The sequence below is a fragment of the Moorena sp. SIO3E8 genome (assembly GCF_010692445.1).
Lineage (GTDB): Bacteria > Cyanobacteriota > Cyanobacteriia > Cyanobacteriales > Coleofasciculaceae > Moorena > Moorena bouillonii.
In genome coordinates, this window is the sequence record NZ_JAAHHM010000052.1 from 1 (window position 1) to 15,380 (window position 15,380).

General features: G+C 43.5%; 15 protein-coding genes and 1 pseudogene. 8 read left to right on the forward strand and 8 right to left on the reverse strand.

What is annotated here, in order from left to right:
- Window positions 1-127 precede the first annotated feature (127 nt).
- Window positions 128-976, reverse strand: coding sequence for a M20/M25/M40 family metallo-hydrolase (locus F6K46_RS21015; RefSeq protein WP_293063554.1), 849 nt, complete (start codon window positions 974-976; stop codon window positions 128-130).
- Between the two features lie 529 nt (window positions 977-1,505).
- Between F6K46_RS21015 and F6K46_RS21020 the strand changes: the two genes are divergently transcribed.
- The 5 genes and pseudogenes from F6K46_RS21020 (at window position 1,506) to F6K46_RS21040 (ending at window position 3,564) form a co-directional block, all read left to right on the forward strand.
- Complete coding sequence (locus F6K46_RS21020) at window positions 1,506-2,555, forward strand: AAA family ATPase (protein ID WP_293063555.1); 1,050 nt, start codon at window positions 1,506-1,508, stop codon at window positions 2,553-2,555.
- A gap of 166 nt (window positions 2,556-2,721) precedes the next feature.
- Window positions 2,722-2,937, forward strand: a complete 216-nt coding sequence (locus tag F6K46_RS21025; RefSeq protein ID WP_293063556.1) for a hypothetical protein — start codon at window positions 2,722-2,724, stop codon at window positions 2,935-2,937.
- 48 nt (window positions 2,938-2,985) lie between these two features.
- Window positions 2,986-3,153, forward strand: coding sequence for a HEPN domain-containing protein (locus F6K46_RS21030; RefSeq protein WP_293063557.1), 168 nt, complete (start codon window positions 2,986-2,988; stop codon window positions 3,151-3,153).
- 67 nt (window positions 3,154-3,220) lie between these two features.
- Window positions 3,221-3,364 (forward strand): annotated as a pseudogene (locus F6K46_RS21035) (DNA-binding protein); the annotation flags it as partial.
- Window positions 3,365-3,366: 2 nt separating this feature from the next.
- A complete protein-coding gene (locus F6K46_RS21040) occupies window positions 3,367-3,564 on the forward strand; it encodes a hypothetical protein (protein WP_293063558.1) in 198 nt (65 codons plus the stop codon).
- Window positions 3,565-3,903: 339 nt separating this feature from the next.
- Here the strand turns inward: F6K46_RS21040 and F6K46_RS21045 are convergent, their stop codons facing one another.
- Together F6K46_RS21045 and F6K46_RS21050 are read right to left on the reverse strand one after the other, a co-directional pair.
- Window positions 3,904-4,923 carry an adenosine kinase gene (locus F6K46_RS21045; RefSeq protein ID WP_293063559.1) on the reverse strand — a complete coding sequence of 340 codons (1,020 nt, stop codon included), beginning with the start codon at window positions 4,921-4,923 and terminating at the stop codon, window positions 3,904-3,906.
- A gap of 61 nt (window positions 4,924-4,984) precedes the next feature.
- Window positions 4,985-6,229 carry a transposase gene (locus F6K46_RS21050; protein WP_293063561.1) on the reverse strand — a complete coding sequence of 415 codons (1,245 nt, stop codon included), beginning with the start codon at window positions 6,227-6,229 and terminating at the stop codon, window positions 4,985-4,987.
- Between the two features lie 214 nt (window positions 6,230-6,443).
- Between F6K46_RS21050 and F6K46_RS21055 the strand changes: the two genes are divergently transcribed.
- Window positions 6,444-6,602, forward strand: coding sequence for a hypothetical protein (locus F6K46_RS21055; protein WP_293063563.1), 159 nt, complete (start codon window positions 6,444-6,446; stop codon window positions 6,600-6,602).
- 183 nt (window positions 6,603-6,785) lie between these two features.
- Here F6K46_RS21055 and F6K46_RS21060 read toward each other — a convergent pair whose 3' ends face one another.
- Together F6K46_RS21060 and F6K46_RS21065 are read right to left on the reverse strand one after the other, a co-directional pair.
- Window positions 6,786-7,337 (reverse strand): 50S ribosomal protein L25/general stress protein Ctc, encoded by a 552-nt coding sequence (locus F6K46_RS21060; RefSeq protein WP_293063565.1) that lies wholly within the window; start codon window positions 7,335-7,337, stop codon window positions 6,786-6,788.
- Window positions 7,338-7,532: 195 nt separating this feature from the next.
- A complete protein-coding gene (locus tag F6K46_RS21065) occupies window positions 7,533-8,873 on the reverse strand; it encodes an adenylosuccinate synthase (protein ID WP_293063567.1) in 1,341 nt (446 codons plus the stop codon).
- A 207-nt stretch (window positions 8,874-9,080) separates the two neighbouring features.
- Between F6K46_RS21065 and F6K46_RS21070 the strand changes: the two genes are divergently transcribed.
- Window positions 9,081-9,869, forward strand: coding sequence for a response regulator transcription factor (locus F6K46_RS21070; protein WP_366510793.1), 789 nt, complete (start codon window positions 9,081-9,083; stop codon window positions 9,867-9,869).
- Here F6K46_RS21070 and F6K46_RS21075 read toward each other — a convergent pair.
- Window positions 9,838-12,369: a DNA topoisomerase (ATP-hydrolyzing) gene (locus tag F6K46_RS21075; protein ID WP_293063569.1), complete on the reverse strand. Its 2,532-nt coding sequence runs from the start codon at window positions 12,367-12,369 to the stop codon at window positions 9,838-9,840. The two genes, F6K46_RS21070 and F6K46_RS21075, sit on opposite strands and share 32 nt — an antisense overlap.
- A gap of 775 nt (window positions 12,370-13,144) precedes the next feature.
- On the opposite strand from F6K46_RS21075, the gene F6K46_RS21080 reads away from it, so the two are divergent.
- Complete coding sequence (locus tag F6K46_RS21080) at window positions 13,145-13,546, forward strand: response regulator (RefSeq protein ID WP_070393926.1); 402 nt, start codon at window positions 13,145-13,147, stop codon at window positions 13,544-13,546.
- A gap of 144 nt (window positions 13,547-13,690) precedes the next feature.
- Here F6K46_RS21080 and F6K46_RS21085 read toward each other — a convergent pair whose 3' ends face one another.
- Window positions 13,691-14,512, reverse strand: a complete 822-nt coding sequence (locus tag F6K46_RS21085) for a tetratricopeptide repeat protein (RefSeq protein WP_198954321.1) — start codon at window positions 14,510-14,512, stop codon at window positions 13,691-13,693.
- 90 nt (window positions 14,513-14,602) lie between these two features.
- Window positions 14,603-14,785 carry a hypothetical protein gene (locus F6K46_RS21090; protein WP_293063572.1) on the reverse strand — a complete coding sequence of 61 codons (183 nt, stop codon included), beginning with the start codon at window positions 14,783-14,785 and terminating at the stop codon, window positions 14,603-14,605.
- Between the last annotated feature and the right edge of the window lie 595 nt (window positions 14,786-15,380).

A 15,380-nucleotide genomic window follows, 5' to 3' on the forward strand; every position in this document is an offset into this window, starting at 1 on the left:
CGATTCCCGATTCCCGATTCCCGATTCCCGATTCCCGATTCCCGATTCCCGATTCCCGATTCCCGATTCCCGATTCCCGATTCCCGATTCCCGATTCCCGATTCCCGATTCCCGATTCCCGATTCCCCTAGACAAGATTTCCAAGACCAGCGATTAAGCCCTGACAGACACCAGTCAGAAAATCTAAATCTAGGGTATCAATGCGATCGCTTGGTTGATGGTAATGGGGATTGCGCAGAAATGCTGTATCGGTTACCATCAACGCTCGATAACCTTGGTCCCAAAATGGAGCGTGGTCACTGAGTCTGGTCTGAGGAACCATTTCCCCTCGTGATGGTACTGGTAAGCACTGACAAGGGATCCCAGCTTGGCGGATACGGCGAGCTAAATGCCTAAAATCAAGGATTGTTGGCAAGTTTCCTACTAAGGCAATGAAATCCCCCTGATTGGGGTAAAAGTATTTTAGTCCTGGTGGGTAGGTTTGGGAATTGGGAGTGCGATCGCAATACCCTAACATTTCCAAAGACAGCATTAACCGCAAGGGTTGTTGTTGTTCTTTTAAATAAGCAGCATAGGCAGCACTTCCGAGCAATCCATACTCTTCCATATCAAATGCTACCAGTCGGACTGGGTGTGTAGGCGCTTGAGTGGCAAAGGCTCTAGCTAACTCCAAGAGCACCACTACACCGGTAGCATTATCATCTGCTCCTGGGGTTCCAGGTACCGCATCATAGTGAGAGCCAATTAAAATCGGAGCAAACTGTTGCGGTCTCGCCTCTTTTCCTGGTAGATTCAGAATCAGATTATAATGAGTTTTGCCCGACACCTGAAACTCGTGAATTTCAACAGTTCCCCACTGTTCTAATTCTTGGCGGATGTACTCCTGGACATAGAAATGTCCCCCAGATGCGATATACGGATCGCGTCCGCGTACTATCTGACTTAGGTGGGTGATTAGACGTTCTTTTAGATCCAAACTACTTTAATCAGGAACAAGATAATAAACTAATCTTACCATCTGGGTATTTGGGCGCGGCTACCCGATTGTAGTCCAAATTCCTGATTATGAGATATAATTAGATTAAACTATTCCGATATTTTTTCTCGTGTCCAGGTAGATTCAGTATTACATAGTGTTGGCTAAAAGCCAACACTTGATTCTCCTGGATAACGAGACTTCCTAATTTTTTGAATTTTGAGTAGATGTAGTTGCTTAGGGTAAGTTAGGGACGGGGTCACCCTCGTTTTCCGCAGTTTAATGATTAACCCAGAGTTTATGGCGTTGCTGATTCTGGGTATGGTTTCGCCCCCCTAGCCCCCCAATTCTGGGGGGAACAAAACTCTTAAAGTCCCCCAAAGTTTGTGGATTTAGGGGGCTTTCATAAAACCAGATAATCGCGCATTCATTCCTTAATTCAGCAACGCCGAGTTTATAGGGGCTATAATGAGCATTACACAAAGCATTGTAACACCAAAAAAACTCTGTTAAATCGGGGATTAAGGAAATGGTTCACAAGATTGCTCTTTTCAATCACAAAGGTGGCGTTAGTAAAACGACAACAACCTTTAACTTAGGCTGGATGTTAGCCTCGAAGGGAAAAAGAGTAATTCTGGTGGATACTGACCCACAATGTAACCTTACCGGAATGGTGCTTGGATTCTCGACAAAGAAAGAGCTAGAAGAAGCTTACAAGACAAATCAACACATAAAAGCTGGTTTAGAACCAGCTTTTGAATCACAACCTCGATTGATAAAGGCAGTTGAGTGTATACCAATAGAACGGCAGGAGGGTTTGTTTTTATTGCCAGGGCACGTTGGGCTTGCTGAGTATGAAGTTACCTTAGGTATTGCTCAGCAGTTAAGTGGTTCTATTCAAACTCTTAAAAATCTTCCTGGCTCTATTTCCTATCTTCTTGATAAAACAGCAGATAAATTTTCTGCTGACTATATTCTGATTGATATGAGTCCAAGCTTAAGCTCAATTAATCAGAATTTACTGATGACAAGTAATTTATTTATAATTCCTACAAGTCCGGATTTATTTTCCGTTATGGCAATTGATTCATTGGCAACCATTCTACCTAAATGGAATCAGTGGGCAAAGAAAGCCAGTGAATTGCAAGTTCTCAAGGAAGCTGATTATCCATTTCCAAAAGTTAATCCTCTCTTTCTTGGAACAATTATTCAAAATTATCGAATTAGGAACAAAAAACCATCTGCTGCTTTCCAGAAATGGATGGATCAGATTAAAGATGCTATTGAAGATAGACTGTTTCCAGCATTAAGCCGTGAAGGCATGGTTTTTACTCAGCAAGTTTATTCTGAACAAGAAATGGGAGATGATTTCTGCCTCATAAAAATATCAGATTTCAATAGCCTCATTCCTATTTCTCAAGAATATCAAACACCTGTATTTGATGTAACAGCTGAACAAATTAGGCTAACTGGCAATTCTTTAACAAATACTCTAGAGGCTCAAAGCAAATTTAAGGAATCTTTTTCCACATTAGCAGATAAGGTAATTAATCTAACTTCTAATGCAGTCCGCGCTTGATCACTTCCATATCAGCATCAGTCGTGTTCGAGATTTGATAGCTGTTCATAATTATGTTAAAACAAAATCTACATCTGCTCTCGATCTTTCAGACATTTTGAGAGCAACACTGGTGCTATCTGTCAGTGCATTAGATTATTATATTCATGAAGTAGTGAGATTATAAATGCTAGAAAGTCACCGTGGAAATCGCTCAGATACTCCAGCATTTTATCGGTTTAAAATTTCCTTGGGAAGTGTGCGTGAAGGTTTAAATGTTGCTTCAAATATAGACTCTTGGTTAGAAAATGAAATTCGACAAAAACACAGCTATAAAAGCTTTCAGCAGCCAGAAAATATAGCAGATGCCATTAGATTAATTTCAGATAAAAAATTATGGTAAGAAGTTGGTAAGGTGATGGGTAAACCGGCAAAATAGATTAAACAAAAGTTGAGCATTATCGTCGATCGTAGAAATAAAATTGCTCATGAAGCTGACATAAATCCAACACTAGGACTAGGTGATAGATGGCCGATCAATGAGAAACTTGTTAATGATGCTGTTGATTTCATTGAAGAGGTTGTTGAAAGTATTCATGCTGTTATTTCAATCCACTAAAATAGCAACAGTAGCTAACACCCGGTTGATGCGTAATTTTGGAGCAAGGTATCGGATATCTTATCAAGTTTATGGCTTGGACTATCTGCTAACGTGGAATTGTAAACATATTGCCAATGCCCAAATTCATAAAAAGTTAGCCCAAATTAGCTTTGATGCTGGATACGAACTGCCGACCATTTGTACACCTTATGAACTAATGGGAGAATAAAGATGTGGAAGGATGAAATTCTCGAAGAAATCCACAAAATTCGAGAACAACATGCCAAGTCTTTCAACTACGACTTACAAGCAATTTGTGATGATGTGCGACGGAGGCAAACTGAAAGTGGCAGGCAAATCATTTCAAGCCCCTTGAGACAACCTCGTTGGCACGAGCAGCACAACAACGCCGTGCAGCCGACCATTTGAGTGCAATCGACCCTTAAGCAAATCAACCGTAGCATCAGACACATCCCCACTAAGAGATAATAAACAGATAACTGGCAACTGTTAATTAATTGCTATTTGTTAACAGTTGACGATTGACTGTCAACTATTAATCCTCAAGCGTCAATCGTCAACCGTGAACACAAAAGCAATCAACTAAACTACAGCGTTTTTCATAACTATGAGGTACACAAGATTTTTTCACTATTCCCCTCCTGGGAGGGGTTAGGGGTGGGTTACTATTCCCTGTTCCCTGTTCCCTGTTCCCTAAAACCCAGGAATATGTACCTCACCCAATTGAAAACTGCTCGACAAAATAGCTTAATCGGTACCAACAACTTCCTTGACAGACTCAGCCTGAGATCCCTCCAGACGTGGACCATAAGTTTGTACTACTTTTGAAGCAAAATAGTTTCCCCAACGTGCTGCTTGCTTAGTGGTCAAACCATTGGTGAGTCCAAACAACACACCACCCGCAAAGGCATCACCAGCTCCTACGCTATCCACGGCCTTAGCTGGGAATCCAGGCACCTCGAAAATTGTTTTATTTTCCGCCACTAAACAACCATTAGGACCATCAGTGATAAAAGCTGTATCCACTAACTCGCCTATTTTACCAGCACAATCAGACAAGGATTCCACTCCACAGAAGTGGCGTGCTTCTGCCGCGTTACAGAATACCACATCACAATAATCTGTAATCAAGTTACGGAAATCATCTGCAAAATTCTCTACTAGAAAGAAGTCGGAAAAGGTAAAAGCACTCTTTACTCCTTTAAGCTTGGACTGTTCCATCGCCTCAATACAAGCTTTGCGAGTGTGATCCCCCGTCCAGAGATAGCCCTCAACGTAGCTATATTTGCATTGGCTGAGTCGTTCTACATCAATATCAGTAGGAGCCAAAGTAGTAGACACTCCGAGATGAGTACACATAGTACGCTCAGCATCAGGCGTAGTTAGAATCACAGAGGTACCAGTCGGACCATTAGATAGCTCAGCTGGATGCACATCAAACTGAATCCCTGCCTTCAATAAGTCTTGTCGGTAGAATTCCCCATTGGTATCTCTAGAGACCTTACCGGAATAGAAGCCTTTACCACCACTTTGAGCGATCGCAATCATAGTATTAGCAGCGGAGCCTCCTGAGCTCAGTTCCAGAGAAACATGCTCAAGATTGTGTAGAATCATAGCCTGCTTTTGGGCATCCATCAAAGTCATTGCCCCTCGATTCAGGTCATTTTCCCGGATAAAATCATCATCCACCAGTGCCAGAATATCGACTAAAGCATTTCCGACACCAAAGACATCAATAGGTCTTGACTGTTGAGAGTTTTCTGTCATTTTCTTCCAATCCCACTAATCATTCATAAAAAATCCAGGGAAATTTTAACTCTCCCCTGGCTTAATCAGACAACTTTGACACTCCCCGCTCGCTTTGTGACGGGGATTCTTGGTTCAAAGAATCGACTTGCTGTGACAAGTTTGCACCAGCCACAGTAGAGGCCAAATCTCCCCAAGCGTTTGGGTCATTTAAGACCAAAGTTCCGACATGCCCTGCCGTACTTAATGCTCTTTCTAATATGTTAATTGCAGCATTATGGTCTCTATCTAGCGAACAACCGCATTGACAAACATGGGTTCTCGTTGATAGAGATTTTTTAACTACTTCACCACAATTAGAACAATTTTGACTAGTATAGGCAGGGTTGACCGCAACAGTTACCTTGCCAAACTTATTGCCAAAATATTCCATCCATTTCCGGAATTGATACCAACCTGCATCATTAATAGACTTCGCAAGACAATGGTTTTTTACCATGTTATTGATCCTTAAATTTTCATAGGCGACCAAGTCGTTAGACCGGACTACGCAACGTGCAAGTATCTTTGCATGTTCTTCACGCTGCCTACTTATTTTAAGGTGTGTCTTGCCTAGCTTATTAATCGCTTTCTTACGGTTAGCAGAGCCTTTATTTTTCCGATAAACTCGACGTTGATAGAATTTTAGACGCTTTTCTCCCTTCCGATAAAAACGAGGATTAGGGACAGTATTGCCATTAGAATCGGTATAAAAGTCCTTTAAGCCAACGTCCAAACCAATAGTAGTACCTGTTGCTGAGACAGACTCATTAATATCAGTATTAATGCAAAACTGAACATAGTACCCATCGGCTCGACGGACTATCCTGACTCGTTTAATTAGCTTTTTGTCAAAGTGCCACAAGTCCCATGTTCCTTTGAGTTTGAGTTTTCCTATCCCTTTTTTGTCACTAAAAACAATAGACTTCTTGTCTGGGCATAATTTCCAGCCTGTAGTTTTGTATTCTACTGAGTGACAATGCTTTTTGAATCTAGGAAAACCCTTCTTGCCGGGCACTTTTTTCTTACAGTTATCGTAGAAGCGGACGATTGATGACCAAGCTCGTTCAGCACAGGCTTGACGAGCCATAGAGTTCAATTCATTGGCAAACGGGAACTGCTTCGCCAAAACAGTACAATATTTATTAAGGTCTAATTTTCCAACACCTTTATTGTCCATCCAATAGCGAATACAGCTATTGCGAACAAACTTAGCTGTTCTGATCGCCTCATCTATTGCTGAATATTGCTTTGGTTTCCCGTATGCTTTGAACTCTAAAACAATCATTATTATCGACCTTTTACTACCTATTTTATTCGACAACGGTCAGAGTAAGATTCCCGAATCCAAAAAATCTTTTTCTCACGGCGCGTCAAGCCCCTATCTCGCTGTCATCCCCGGTCTAAAGACACGGGGTTTTCAGCTTCGTAGAGTCTTGATAAAGTAATGATATTTTTTTCGGTTGAATACTTATCATGGAAGGTTATTCGTCAATTTAAAATTGAACATTGAAAGTAAGCATTCAGCATTCAGCAGTCAGCGGTCAGCTTATTTTATTCAAAAGCAATTAGTAGCGTGGCACAGGCTTTGGCCTTGGCCTTTGGCCACGCGGGGCGCGTTTGGCCACGCTGTGCGAACGACGCTGGCACTTTCCCCATAAACACCTCAATTAGTGTGGGCCTAGCCCATTAGCTGATAGCTGATAGCTGATAGCTGAATGCTTACCATTGAAAATTATCAGTGAAAATTATCAGTGCTCTATCGCTAATTAACAAAACAGGATTTAAGGTAAGGATTAAGCTCACGGCTGATAGCTTAATCCTTACCTGTATTGTGCAACGCTTTATTTAGACGTGATAGCAAGAACACTTAATTTAGGATCATCCATAACCTGGATCCCTTCTGGCAAGACTAACTCGTAAATGTAGAACATCTTACCCTGTTCCAAATTTGATATATCAATATCAATGCTTTCGGGAATTTTATCTGGGGGACATTGCACTTTTACTGTTGTAAGCCTTTGCTGCAAAATTCCACCTTGCTTAACTCCTACCGCTTCTCCCACTAGCTTCAGAGGTACAACAACCTCTACTTTATTTTGAGAAGCCACCGAGAAAAAACTGAGGTGGTACAGGGAATTTTTCCAAGGATGAGATTGTATCTCCCGCAGCAGAACTGGACCATTCCAGGAAAGGTCAGGAATAGAGAGCTCTATCAGGGTATTATTCACCGAGGCTGTTTTAAGCAAGTCTTCTGCTGCTTTAGCCGTCATAGTTAGGGATACAGATTCTGCACCATTGTGACCGTAAAGTACGGTGGGAATCAAGCCAGAACGGCGTAAGGCTCTCGGCTTACTACCTTCTGGTCGCTTTTGACATTCTACAGTAACATTCATCGGTAGGACTTTAACTCTTCGAGATAACGTAGCCAATTTAATGGCGATTATTGGTCAGCTACCGGTCGATTCCGCCACCGAGGGAGGTGCTGACCTAAATGGTAAGTCAGGGTGTTTAATCGAATCGGAAACTGGTGACATTTAAACTCTCCAACTGATGCCCTGACGCCTTGACGCCCTGACACCCTGACGCACTTAAACTCCCGAAGTTATCGGTGTACCGCTAGCATCCAATAGTGCTCGCTTTGGACCGTGGATTGGGTCTTCCACAATAATTGTCTGGTCGCGGCTGGCTCCTAAGGAAACCACAGCAATGGGAACTTTCATCAGTTCTGCCAGGAATTTAAGATAATCCAAGGCTTCGGTGGGTAAATCCTCTAAAGACCGACATTCAGAAGTAGATGTTTGCCAACCGGATAGGGTTTTGTAAACAGGCTGGCATCGGGAAAACACGCTAGTGCTGCTAGGAAATTCCTGACTGATTTCACCGTCAATTTCATAGGCGACGCACACCTTAATTTCTTCAAAGGTATCGAGTACATCCAGTTTGGTGATCGCTAGACAGTCAAGACCATTAATCCGAACAGCATAGCGACCAATGACGGCATCAAACCAGCCACAACGGCGGCGGCGACCGGTGGTTGTCCCAAATTCTGATCCTAGCTCACAAAGTAACTCTCCTTCTCGAGTGTGGATCTCTGTGGGAAACGGTCCTTCTCCGACTCGGGTTGTGTAAGCTTTTGCCACACCAATCACCCGATCAATCATTGTCGGTCCTACACCAGATCCCACACAAGCTCCGCCAGCAACTGGATTGGAAGAGGTGACATAAGGATAGGTGCCATGATCCAAATCTAGCAGTGTTCCTTGAGCGCCTTCAAACAGAATATTGCGTTTTTGCTCAATCGCCTCATAAATCTTCAAGGAACTATCGACCACATAAGAGCCTAGCCGTTCAGCATACTCCTGGTATTGCTTGATCACAACAGCTGGGTCTAACGGCGGTATATTATAGAGCTTCTCTAAAATAGCGTTCTTATAATTAATCGTCCAGGTTAATTTTTCTACCAATACTTCCGGATCCATCAGGTCAATGATCCGAATACCAGCACGCTCTGATTTATCCGCATAGGTCGGACCAATGCCACGACCCGTGGTACCAATTTTCTGCCTACCCCGGTGCTCTTCCGATGCTTGGTCAATCAATCGATGATAAGGCATCGTGACATGGGCTATGTTTGAAATCAGCAGATTTTTAGTGGAAATGCCCAGTGCTTCAAGTTGGTCAAGTTCGGCAATTAAAACTTCTGGGTCAATAACTGTACCGGAACCAATAATACACTCTGTATCCGGATACAAAATTCCAGAAGGTATCAGGTGCAGTTTAAACGTTTGACCTTGAACAACAACTGTATGCCCAGCATTGACGCCCCCCTGGTAACGGACGACTACATCTGCTGAACGACTCAGCAGATCTGTTATTTTGCCTTTTCCTTCATCGCCCCACTGGGCACCAATTACAACAACGTTAGCCAAGGGTTTATTTTGAATGCTAAAGTTTATCCACCTGATAATTATGAACAGTGGTTGTGACTGCTGTCAACTTTACTGTTGGTGATCTACCCAGAAACTGGAGCAACGAGAGTAACATAAGTTAGTCTTGACGTAGAATCGCCACTCCAATGTCTTTTAGACTTTACCTATGTACTCTTATCAGTCATTTTTAACAAAAAAACTTCTTCAATGAAAATTTTGTTAGTGGAAGATGATATTCTCCTTGCTGAAAATTTATCCGAAGCCCTCACCAACCAACGTTATGTGGTTGATATGGTTACCAATGGCGAAATTGCTTGCCAGCAATCCCAAATGCTTGATTATGATTTGATGGTCCTAGATGTGACTCTGCCCAAGCTCGATGGCTTTGGTGTTTGTCGAAAATTGCGAGCCCAAGGCAATCAAATGCCGATTCTAATGTTGACGGGTCGTGATACCACTAATGATAAAGTCAAGGGTCTAGATGCAGGGGCTGATGATTATCTAGTTAAGCCCGTTGACTTACCAGAATTATTTGCGCGGATTCGGGCTCTGCTGCGTCGAGGTCAATCTATCGCACCACCAGTGCTTAAGTGGGGCGATTTGCGTCTTGACCCGAGTACCTATGAAGTAAGCTATGATCACCAACTTATCCACTTTACCCGTAAGGAGTATAGTTTACTCGAATTTTTCCTGCGCAACGGTCGGCGGGTACTGACTCGTAGTGTAATTATCGAGCACGTCTGGTCTTTTGAAAACCCTCCCGAAGAGGAGACGGTCAACGCTTACATCAAAAGTTTGAGGCGCAAACTGAGATTAGCTGGCGCACCCAGAGATTTGATTGAAACCGTTCACAGTGTGGGATATCGCCTTAAACAGTTAAGTGCTGAACCAGTTAAACAGTTAACTCCTGAACCAGTTAAACAGTTAAGTGCTGAACCAGTTAAACAGTTAACTCCTGAACCAGTTAAACAGTTAACTCCTGAACCAGAGGAGTAACACTAATGATTTTTTCCTCCGGATTGAGTTTGGCAATGGGATCGCCTGTGCCATCTTTTCCCCAAATCGGAACCGATTCCATTGCTAAACGCTTACCGCCAACGGAAGTGACTACCATGACCTCATTGGCGATGGAATCGGTGACCATGCTGACCAAAGCATCTTTAGCGGTCTTAAACTGTAGCGCTTGAGTTCCCAGGTCTCCCCGATTAGCCAACCTGATCGCCTGCGCGGGGAGGCGCTTTCCATACCCCTGCTCAGACACCAGTAAGAGGTTTTCCTCTTCCCCTAAAACAACACAGCCAACCAGCTTTTCTTTACCCTTTAGCCGCAAGGCTTGATTTCCTTGAGCACTGCGTCCCATAATCGGTAACTGTTTGTCATTAATCTCAAAGCGCAACAGCCGTCCATTGCTGGTTGCTACCACCACTTGTGTAGCTGTAGTAGTAGATAGGTTAGCATACTGTAGCTGATCCTCATTTCTGAACTTGGTAAGCAACATACCACGGTTCGTTAGTTTGGTCAACTCAGACACTGATATACGCTTAATTTTACCTTGGTGAGTCAGCAAAACTAGGGTGAAGTTTTCTAAGTCATCTGGCACCCTAAAGTGAGCCACAACTGTTTCTGATTGAACCGAAGTTGGCAGCAACTTTACCAAGGGAATGCCCTGCTTGCGTCCAGCTGCTGGTGGAATATCTCTAATTTTGACTGGGTAGGCTTTGCCAGAAGCAGTGATTACCATTAATTCTTGTGTAGTGAGCGACAGCTGAGCCTCAACTACAAAGTCCTCCCCTTGTTTAATTGACTTCGGTAATTTTGGCTGTGTTGTGGCACTTTGCCGTTGTATATACCCTTGGTAGGTAAATTCTAGAAGTGTTTGTTCTGGCTCAGTTGGAGCATTAGGTAGGGTATCAGGAGTTTTTTGGGGTTGAGCAGATTTCTTACTCTTGTGTTGAGGAGCTATCGGTTGTTCTTGCTGTTCTTCAGTGGAAGCAATAGAGTTGATTAGGGTACGGCGAGGATCACCGTACTTCCGTTTAAGCGATCGCAAATCTTTCTTCAGGGCTTTGAGCAATTCCCGCCGATCATTGAGTAATTGTTGCAGCTGTTCCAGGCGCTGGGAAAGTTCCTCACGCTCGGTCTCTAACTTTTCTCGTTCTAAGCCAGTTAGCCGTCGCATGGGCATGGCCAGAATTGCGTCAGCCTGGATTTCACTTAAGTTTAACTGATTTTGCAGGGAAAGCTTAGCGGTGGTACCATCAGGAGCATTTCTGAGAATGTCAATCATGGCATCCAGCTGATTGAGGCTAGCCAGTAACCCGTCTACCAGGTGAAGACGTCTTTCTTTCTGGGACTGCTCATAGGTATATTGGCGGGTTAGAGTCTGTTCTCGGAAGCTAATAAATGATTCTAACAACTGCCGCAGGGTAAGTTGTCGGGGTTGTCCATCTACCAAGGTCAGCAGGATAGCACCAAAGTTTGTTTGCAGGGGAGTTTGCTTATACAACTGCTGGAGAACCACTGATGGCTGAGCATCTCGTTTGAGTTCCACCACCACCCGCATCCCTTCGCGATCGCTTTCATCTCGGATATCGCTAATCCCTTCTATACGCCCTTGATTGACCAAAGCTGCCACTTTTTCAATCCAGGCGGCCTTATGCACCTGATAGGGCAACTCACTCACTACAATTGCCCTGCGTTGCCCCCGTTTCCCTCGACCGACTTGAATGGTTTCAAGCTTGGTGATGCCTCGAATGGGTATACTGCCACGACCCGTAGTATAGGCATCCCGAATCCCCTCAGCTGCCACAATTTCCCCCCCAGTGGGAAAATCGGGTCCGGGAATTAATTTCCAGAGTTTTTCATCTGCTAAATCGGGACGGTCAATCAGAGCAATCAAGCCATCTACTATCTCTACCAAATTGTGAGGAGGAATATTGGTTGCCATGCCCACAGCAATGCCAGAGCAACCATTGAGCAACAAGATTGGTAATTGTGCCGGGAGTACAACTGGCTCTTGCTGGGAGCTATCAAAGTTGTCGATAAAATCAACCGTTGCTTCCCCAATTTCTGACAATAGGGCTTGAGCGCCCACGGGAGAAAGTCGGGTTTCAGTGTAACGCATGGCTGCTGGTGGATCATTATCCACCGAACCAAAATTGCCATGACCGTCCAGGAGGGGATAGCGGGTGGAAAAGTCCTGGACTAACCGCACCATCGCTTCATACACCGCTTGGTCACCGTGGGGGTGATATTTACCCAACACATCCCCAACCACACGAGCACATTTCCGGTATGGTCGATCTGGGGTTAACCCTAATTCGTGCATCGCATATAGGATACGTCGATGTACGGGCTTAAGCCCATCACGGACATCAGGTAAAGCACGCCCCACAATCACACTCATGGCATATTCAAGATATGACCGTTGCATCTCCAAATGTAGGGCTGTGGGAATGACATTACTGTTTTCCAGTAGGTTCAGCTGTTTTGCCATCAAAAATCCTCCAATGCAGAATTGACAACAGGGTGTTGGGGTTTAGGGTATAGGGAAATTGCACGCTCGTTAAGGCTACGGTACTCGAAAAGATAGGGAAGATCTGGAGTTGAGAATTTTTTCTTCAGCTATCAGCTATCAGCTATCAGCTATCAGCTATCAGCTATCAGCTATCAGCTCTCAGCTATCAGCTCTCAGCTATCAGCTATCAGCTCTCAGCTCTCAGCTATTGAATAAAATAAGCTGACGGCTGACGGCTGACGGCTGACGGCTGACGGCTGACGGCTGACGGCTGACGGCTGACGGCTGACGGCTGAATGCTTACATAAAATTTGAGCATCTGGTTCCAAAGCCGATTTCCCGCCTTAAGATAGTGGTGGGTTTTGCCAAGCTAAAGTATGAGCATGACTCAAATAAACAGGCTCAAGGAAAACCCAGCCAGAAGCTTCGCTTCCCGCAGGTGCGACCCGTGGCGAATTAAATTCGCATTAGTTAGGCGCACCTAAAATTCCTTGTGCCCACTGTCCCCAAGACACTATAATCTAGGTTTGGATGCAGTTAAGGAAGGCTTTTTCCAGGAGCGTCAGCTTACCTGGTATTAAGCAGCCTATCACCTGTATTAGTCCAATGAACATTACTAGTTACCTAAGGATTTGGGAAAAGTAGACTTGAGAAGATGACATCTTGCATTTGAAATAGCAACATGACAGATTCCCTGTCAAACTTATGATCAAATGACACTTTTGCCAAAAATGACACTCTTGATCCAAGACCCATGAAAACCGTTCTGATTGTCGAAGATGATCCGATTAATGCTCGTGTTTTTTCCAAGATTCTCAGTAAGCGGGGCGGTTTGAATGTAAAGCATACTGAAGATGTAGAAGAAGTAATGCAGATAGCCCAAGCTGGGGAGGCAGACATTATCTTGATGGATGTTTCCCTAGCTCATAGTGTTTATCAGGGTAAATCAGTAGACGGCATTAAGATTACCCAAATGCTTAAGGCTGATGCTGAAACGTCCCAACTGCCAATTATTCTGGTCACTGCTCATGCGATGGAAGGGGATCGAGAAAACTTTCTTAAGCAAAGTGGTGCTGATGACTACATCTCCAAACCTGTTGTTGACCATCAAAAGTTTGTTGATCAGATCATGGCTCTATTGCCCCAGGACAATTAAATTCCTGTCTTGAAAATTGCCAATCTTAAACCACTGCCCTTGAGATGATTGCCCATGTTTGGCTGCCATCCCTCCCCTATTGGCAATTGATAGAGATCAAGCACTATTTTTAGGAGTCACCCATGACAGGTGGAGTTGAGCTACTTAGGGTAGACCTTGACTCTGGATAATGGTGGCTTGAATTCTGGGATTTTCCAGAAACTTTTTGGTTTCAGAAAGCAGGCGCTTACCCCACAGGTTTTCTTTAAGAAACTCTAAATTAGCATAGCGGCTATCTAGGCGGATTGCCGCTTCTCCCATTAATAGTGCCTTTTCAATATCCCCTTGGGCATACAGAGCCACAGCGATCGCAAGTTGAGGTTCTGCCGCCTCTTTATCAATCCCTATGGCTGCTTCCCATTGTTTAATGGCACTCTCCACATCTCCTTGTTCATAGTTGACCAACCCAATATTGTTAATGGCTGGCCAAAAGCTTTTGTCTTGGGCAACAGCTTTGTTGTAAGCATCGATTGCTTCAGGATACTGATTGAGCATATAGTAAGAGTTACCCAAGTCAAACAGGGCTTCTGGCACATCGGGTTTGAGTTTTAATCCCGCTTTCAACTGAGCGATCGCTTTTCTATAGTCGCTTTTTTGGAAATACGCTGACCCCAAGGTGAACAGCACCCCAGCTTCATCTGGTGCCAGAGAGTAAGACTTTTGCAAGGCTTCTATGCCTTGATCCAACTCTTGGGACTGTACATACAAGGTTCCCAAGATAAACCAGGTTTGATAGGTGTTGGGGGCAAGTTGAGTAGCTAACTTGGCTTTAGGCAGCGCCAGGTCGTATTGTTGAAAGCGGACTAACTGAATGGCTTCCTGAGCCAGAGTTAAGCCCTGCTGTTCGAGTTCCTCTGAATCCAATTTTAGGGTATAGGGAATGAGTGCTTGTCCAGCAACTGGTGCTGACCAACTCATCAAACCCATCAGAACAAGAATAGATAGTAATGGAATAGATTTAGGCACGGTACAGCCTCAAAGAACAATGAGCTTAATGTGAATCTACAGGTTACGCAACTACTGAGAGTAATCCGGAAGGAATATAGCTCTAGCTTTACCCTCACGATAGGACTTTCCTGCTTCATCTGTCATCCTAGAGGATCCGAGCAAGGTAAGTGTGGGGGGGTCGGGAATCGGGAGTCGGGAGTTGGGAGTCGGGAGTCGGGGGTGTTGGGAACGGGCAAGATGCCCATTCCACACAAGATGCTTATTTCACCATGATGCTCCTTCCACCAAGATGCCTATTCCACAAAACTATTAAAATCATCCTGCATTTATGCAATGCTCAATTTTGGTATTGCTGAATCAAAGAATAAAATTCTTCCACCAAGGTTTTTGAGTATAAATACTGATTTTTGGATTTAACCAGTGATGCCACATCACTTTTCTATAGGAAACATTAAAATATATTTGTTGGGTCAGGGATAATATAGCGTATATCGTACTGATGAGATACAGTATTTTTCCAGGCTGATTACCTTAAAAGCCTATTGAATTAAAATCATAAGCTTTGTATTTCAGAGCAATAACAATTTCTATATGAGCGAAGATAGTATTCCAACATACTTCCTAAAAAAAATTCAAGAAGTAAGAAAAAAACTTGAAATACTGGATTTGAGTAATGCATATCGAACCCAACTATTTTAAATTAAGCGGCAATAAAAAACAAATGTATTGATAATAGCTCCAATTTATTAAGATCAAATTAGCGTATAAATCCTAAATTTATGCCCCGAATATATAATTATTTTTTTTTAAAATTAAAGTTTATGCGGAAACCAACTAATGAATATGC

Coding starts and splice junctions, on each gene's coding strand:
- F6K46_RS21070 (WP_366510793.1), top strand. CDS start 9,081: ATGAAAATTTTGTTAGTGGAAGATGATATTCTCCTTGCTGAAAATTTA.
- F6K46_RS21060 (WP_293063565.1), bottom strand. CDS start 7,337: ATGAATGTTACTGTAGAATGTCAAAAGCGACCAGAAGGTAGTAAGCCG.
- F6K46_RS21045 (WP_293063559.1), bottom strand. CDS start 4,923: ATGACAGAAAACTCTCAACAGTCAAGACCTATTGATGTCTTTGGTGTC.
- F6K46_RS21040 (WP_293063558.1), top strand. CDS start 3,367: ATGTGGAAGGATGAAATTCTCGAAGAAATCCACAAAATTCGAGAACAA.
- F6K46_RS21025 (WP_293063556.1), top strand. CDS start 2,722: ATGCTAGAAAGTCACCGTGGAAATCGCTCAGATACTCCAGCATTTTAT.
- F6K46_RS21075 (WP_293063569.1), bottom strand. CDS start 12,369: ATGGCAAAACAGCTGAACCTACTGGAAAACAGTAATGTCATTCCCACA.
- F6K46_RS21080 (WP_070393926.1), top strand. CDS start 13,145: ATGAAAACCGTTCTGATTGTCGAAGATGATCCGATTAATGCTCGTGTT.
- F6K46_RS21020 (WP_293063555.1), top strand. CDS start 1,506: ATGGTTCACAAGATTGCTCTTTTCAATCACAAAGGTGGCGTTAGTAAA.
- F6K46_RS21085 (WP_198954321.1), bottom strand. CDS start 14,512: ATGGGTTTGATGAGTTGGTCAGCACCAGTTGCTGGACAAGCACTCATT.
- F6K46_RS21050 (WP_293063561.1), bottom strand. CDS start 6,229: ATGATTGTTTTAGAGTTCAAAGCATACGGGAAACCAAAGCAATATTCA.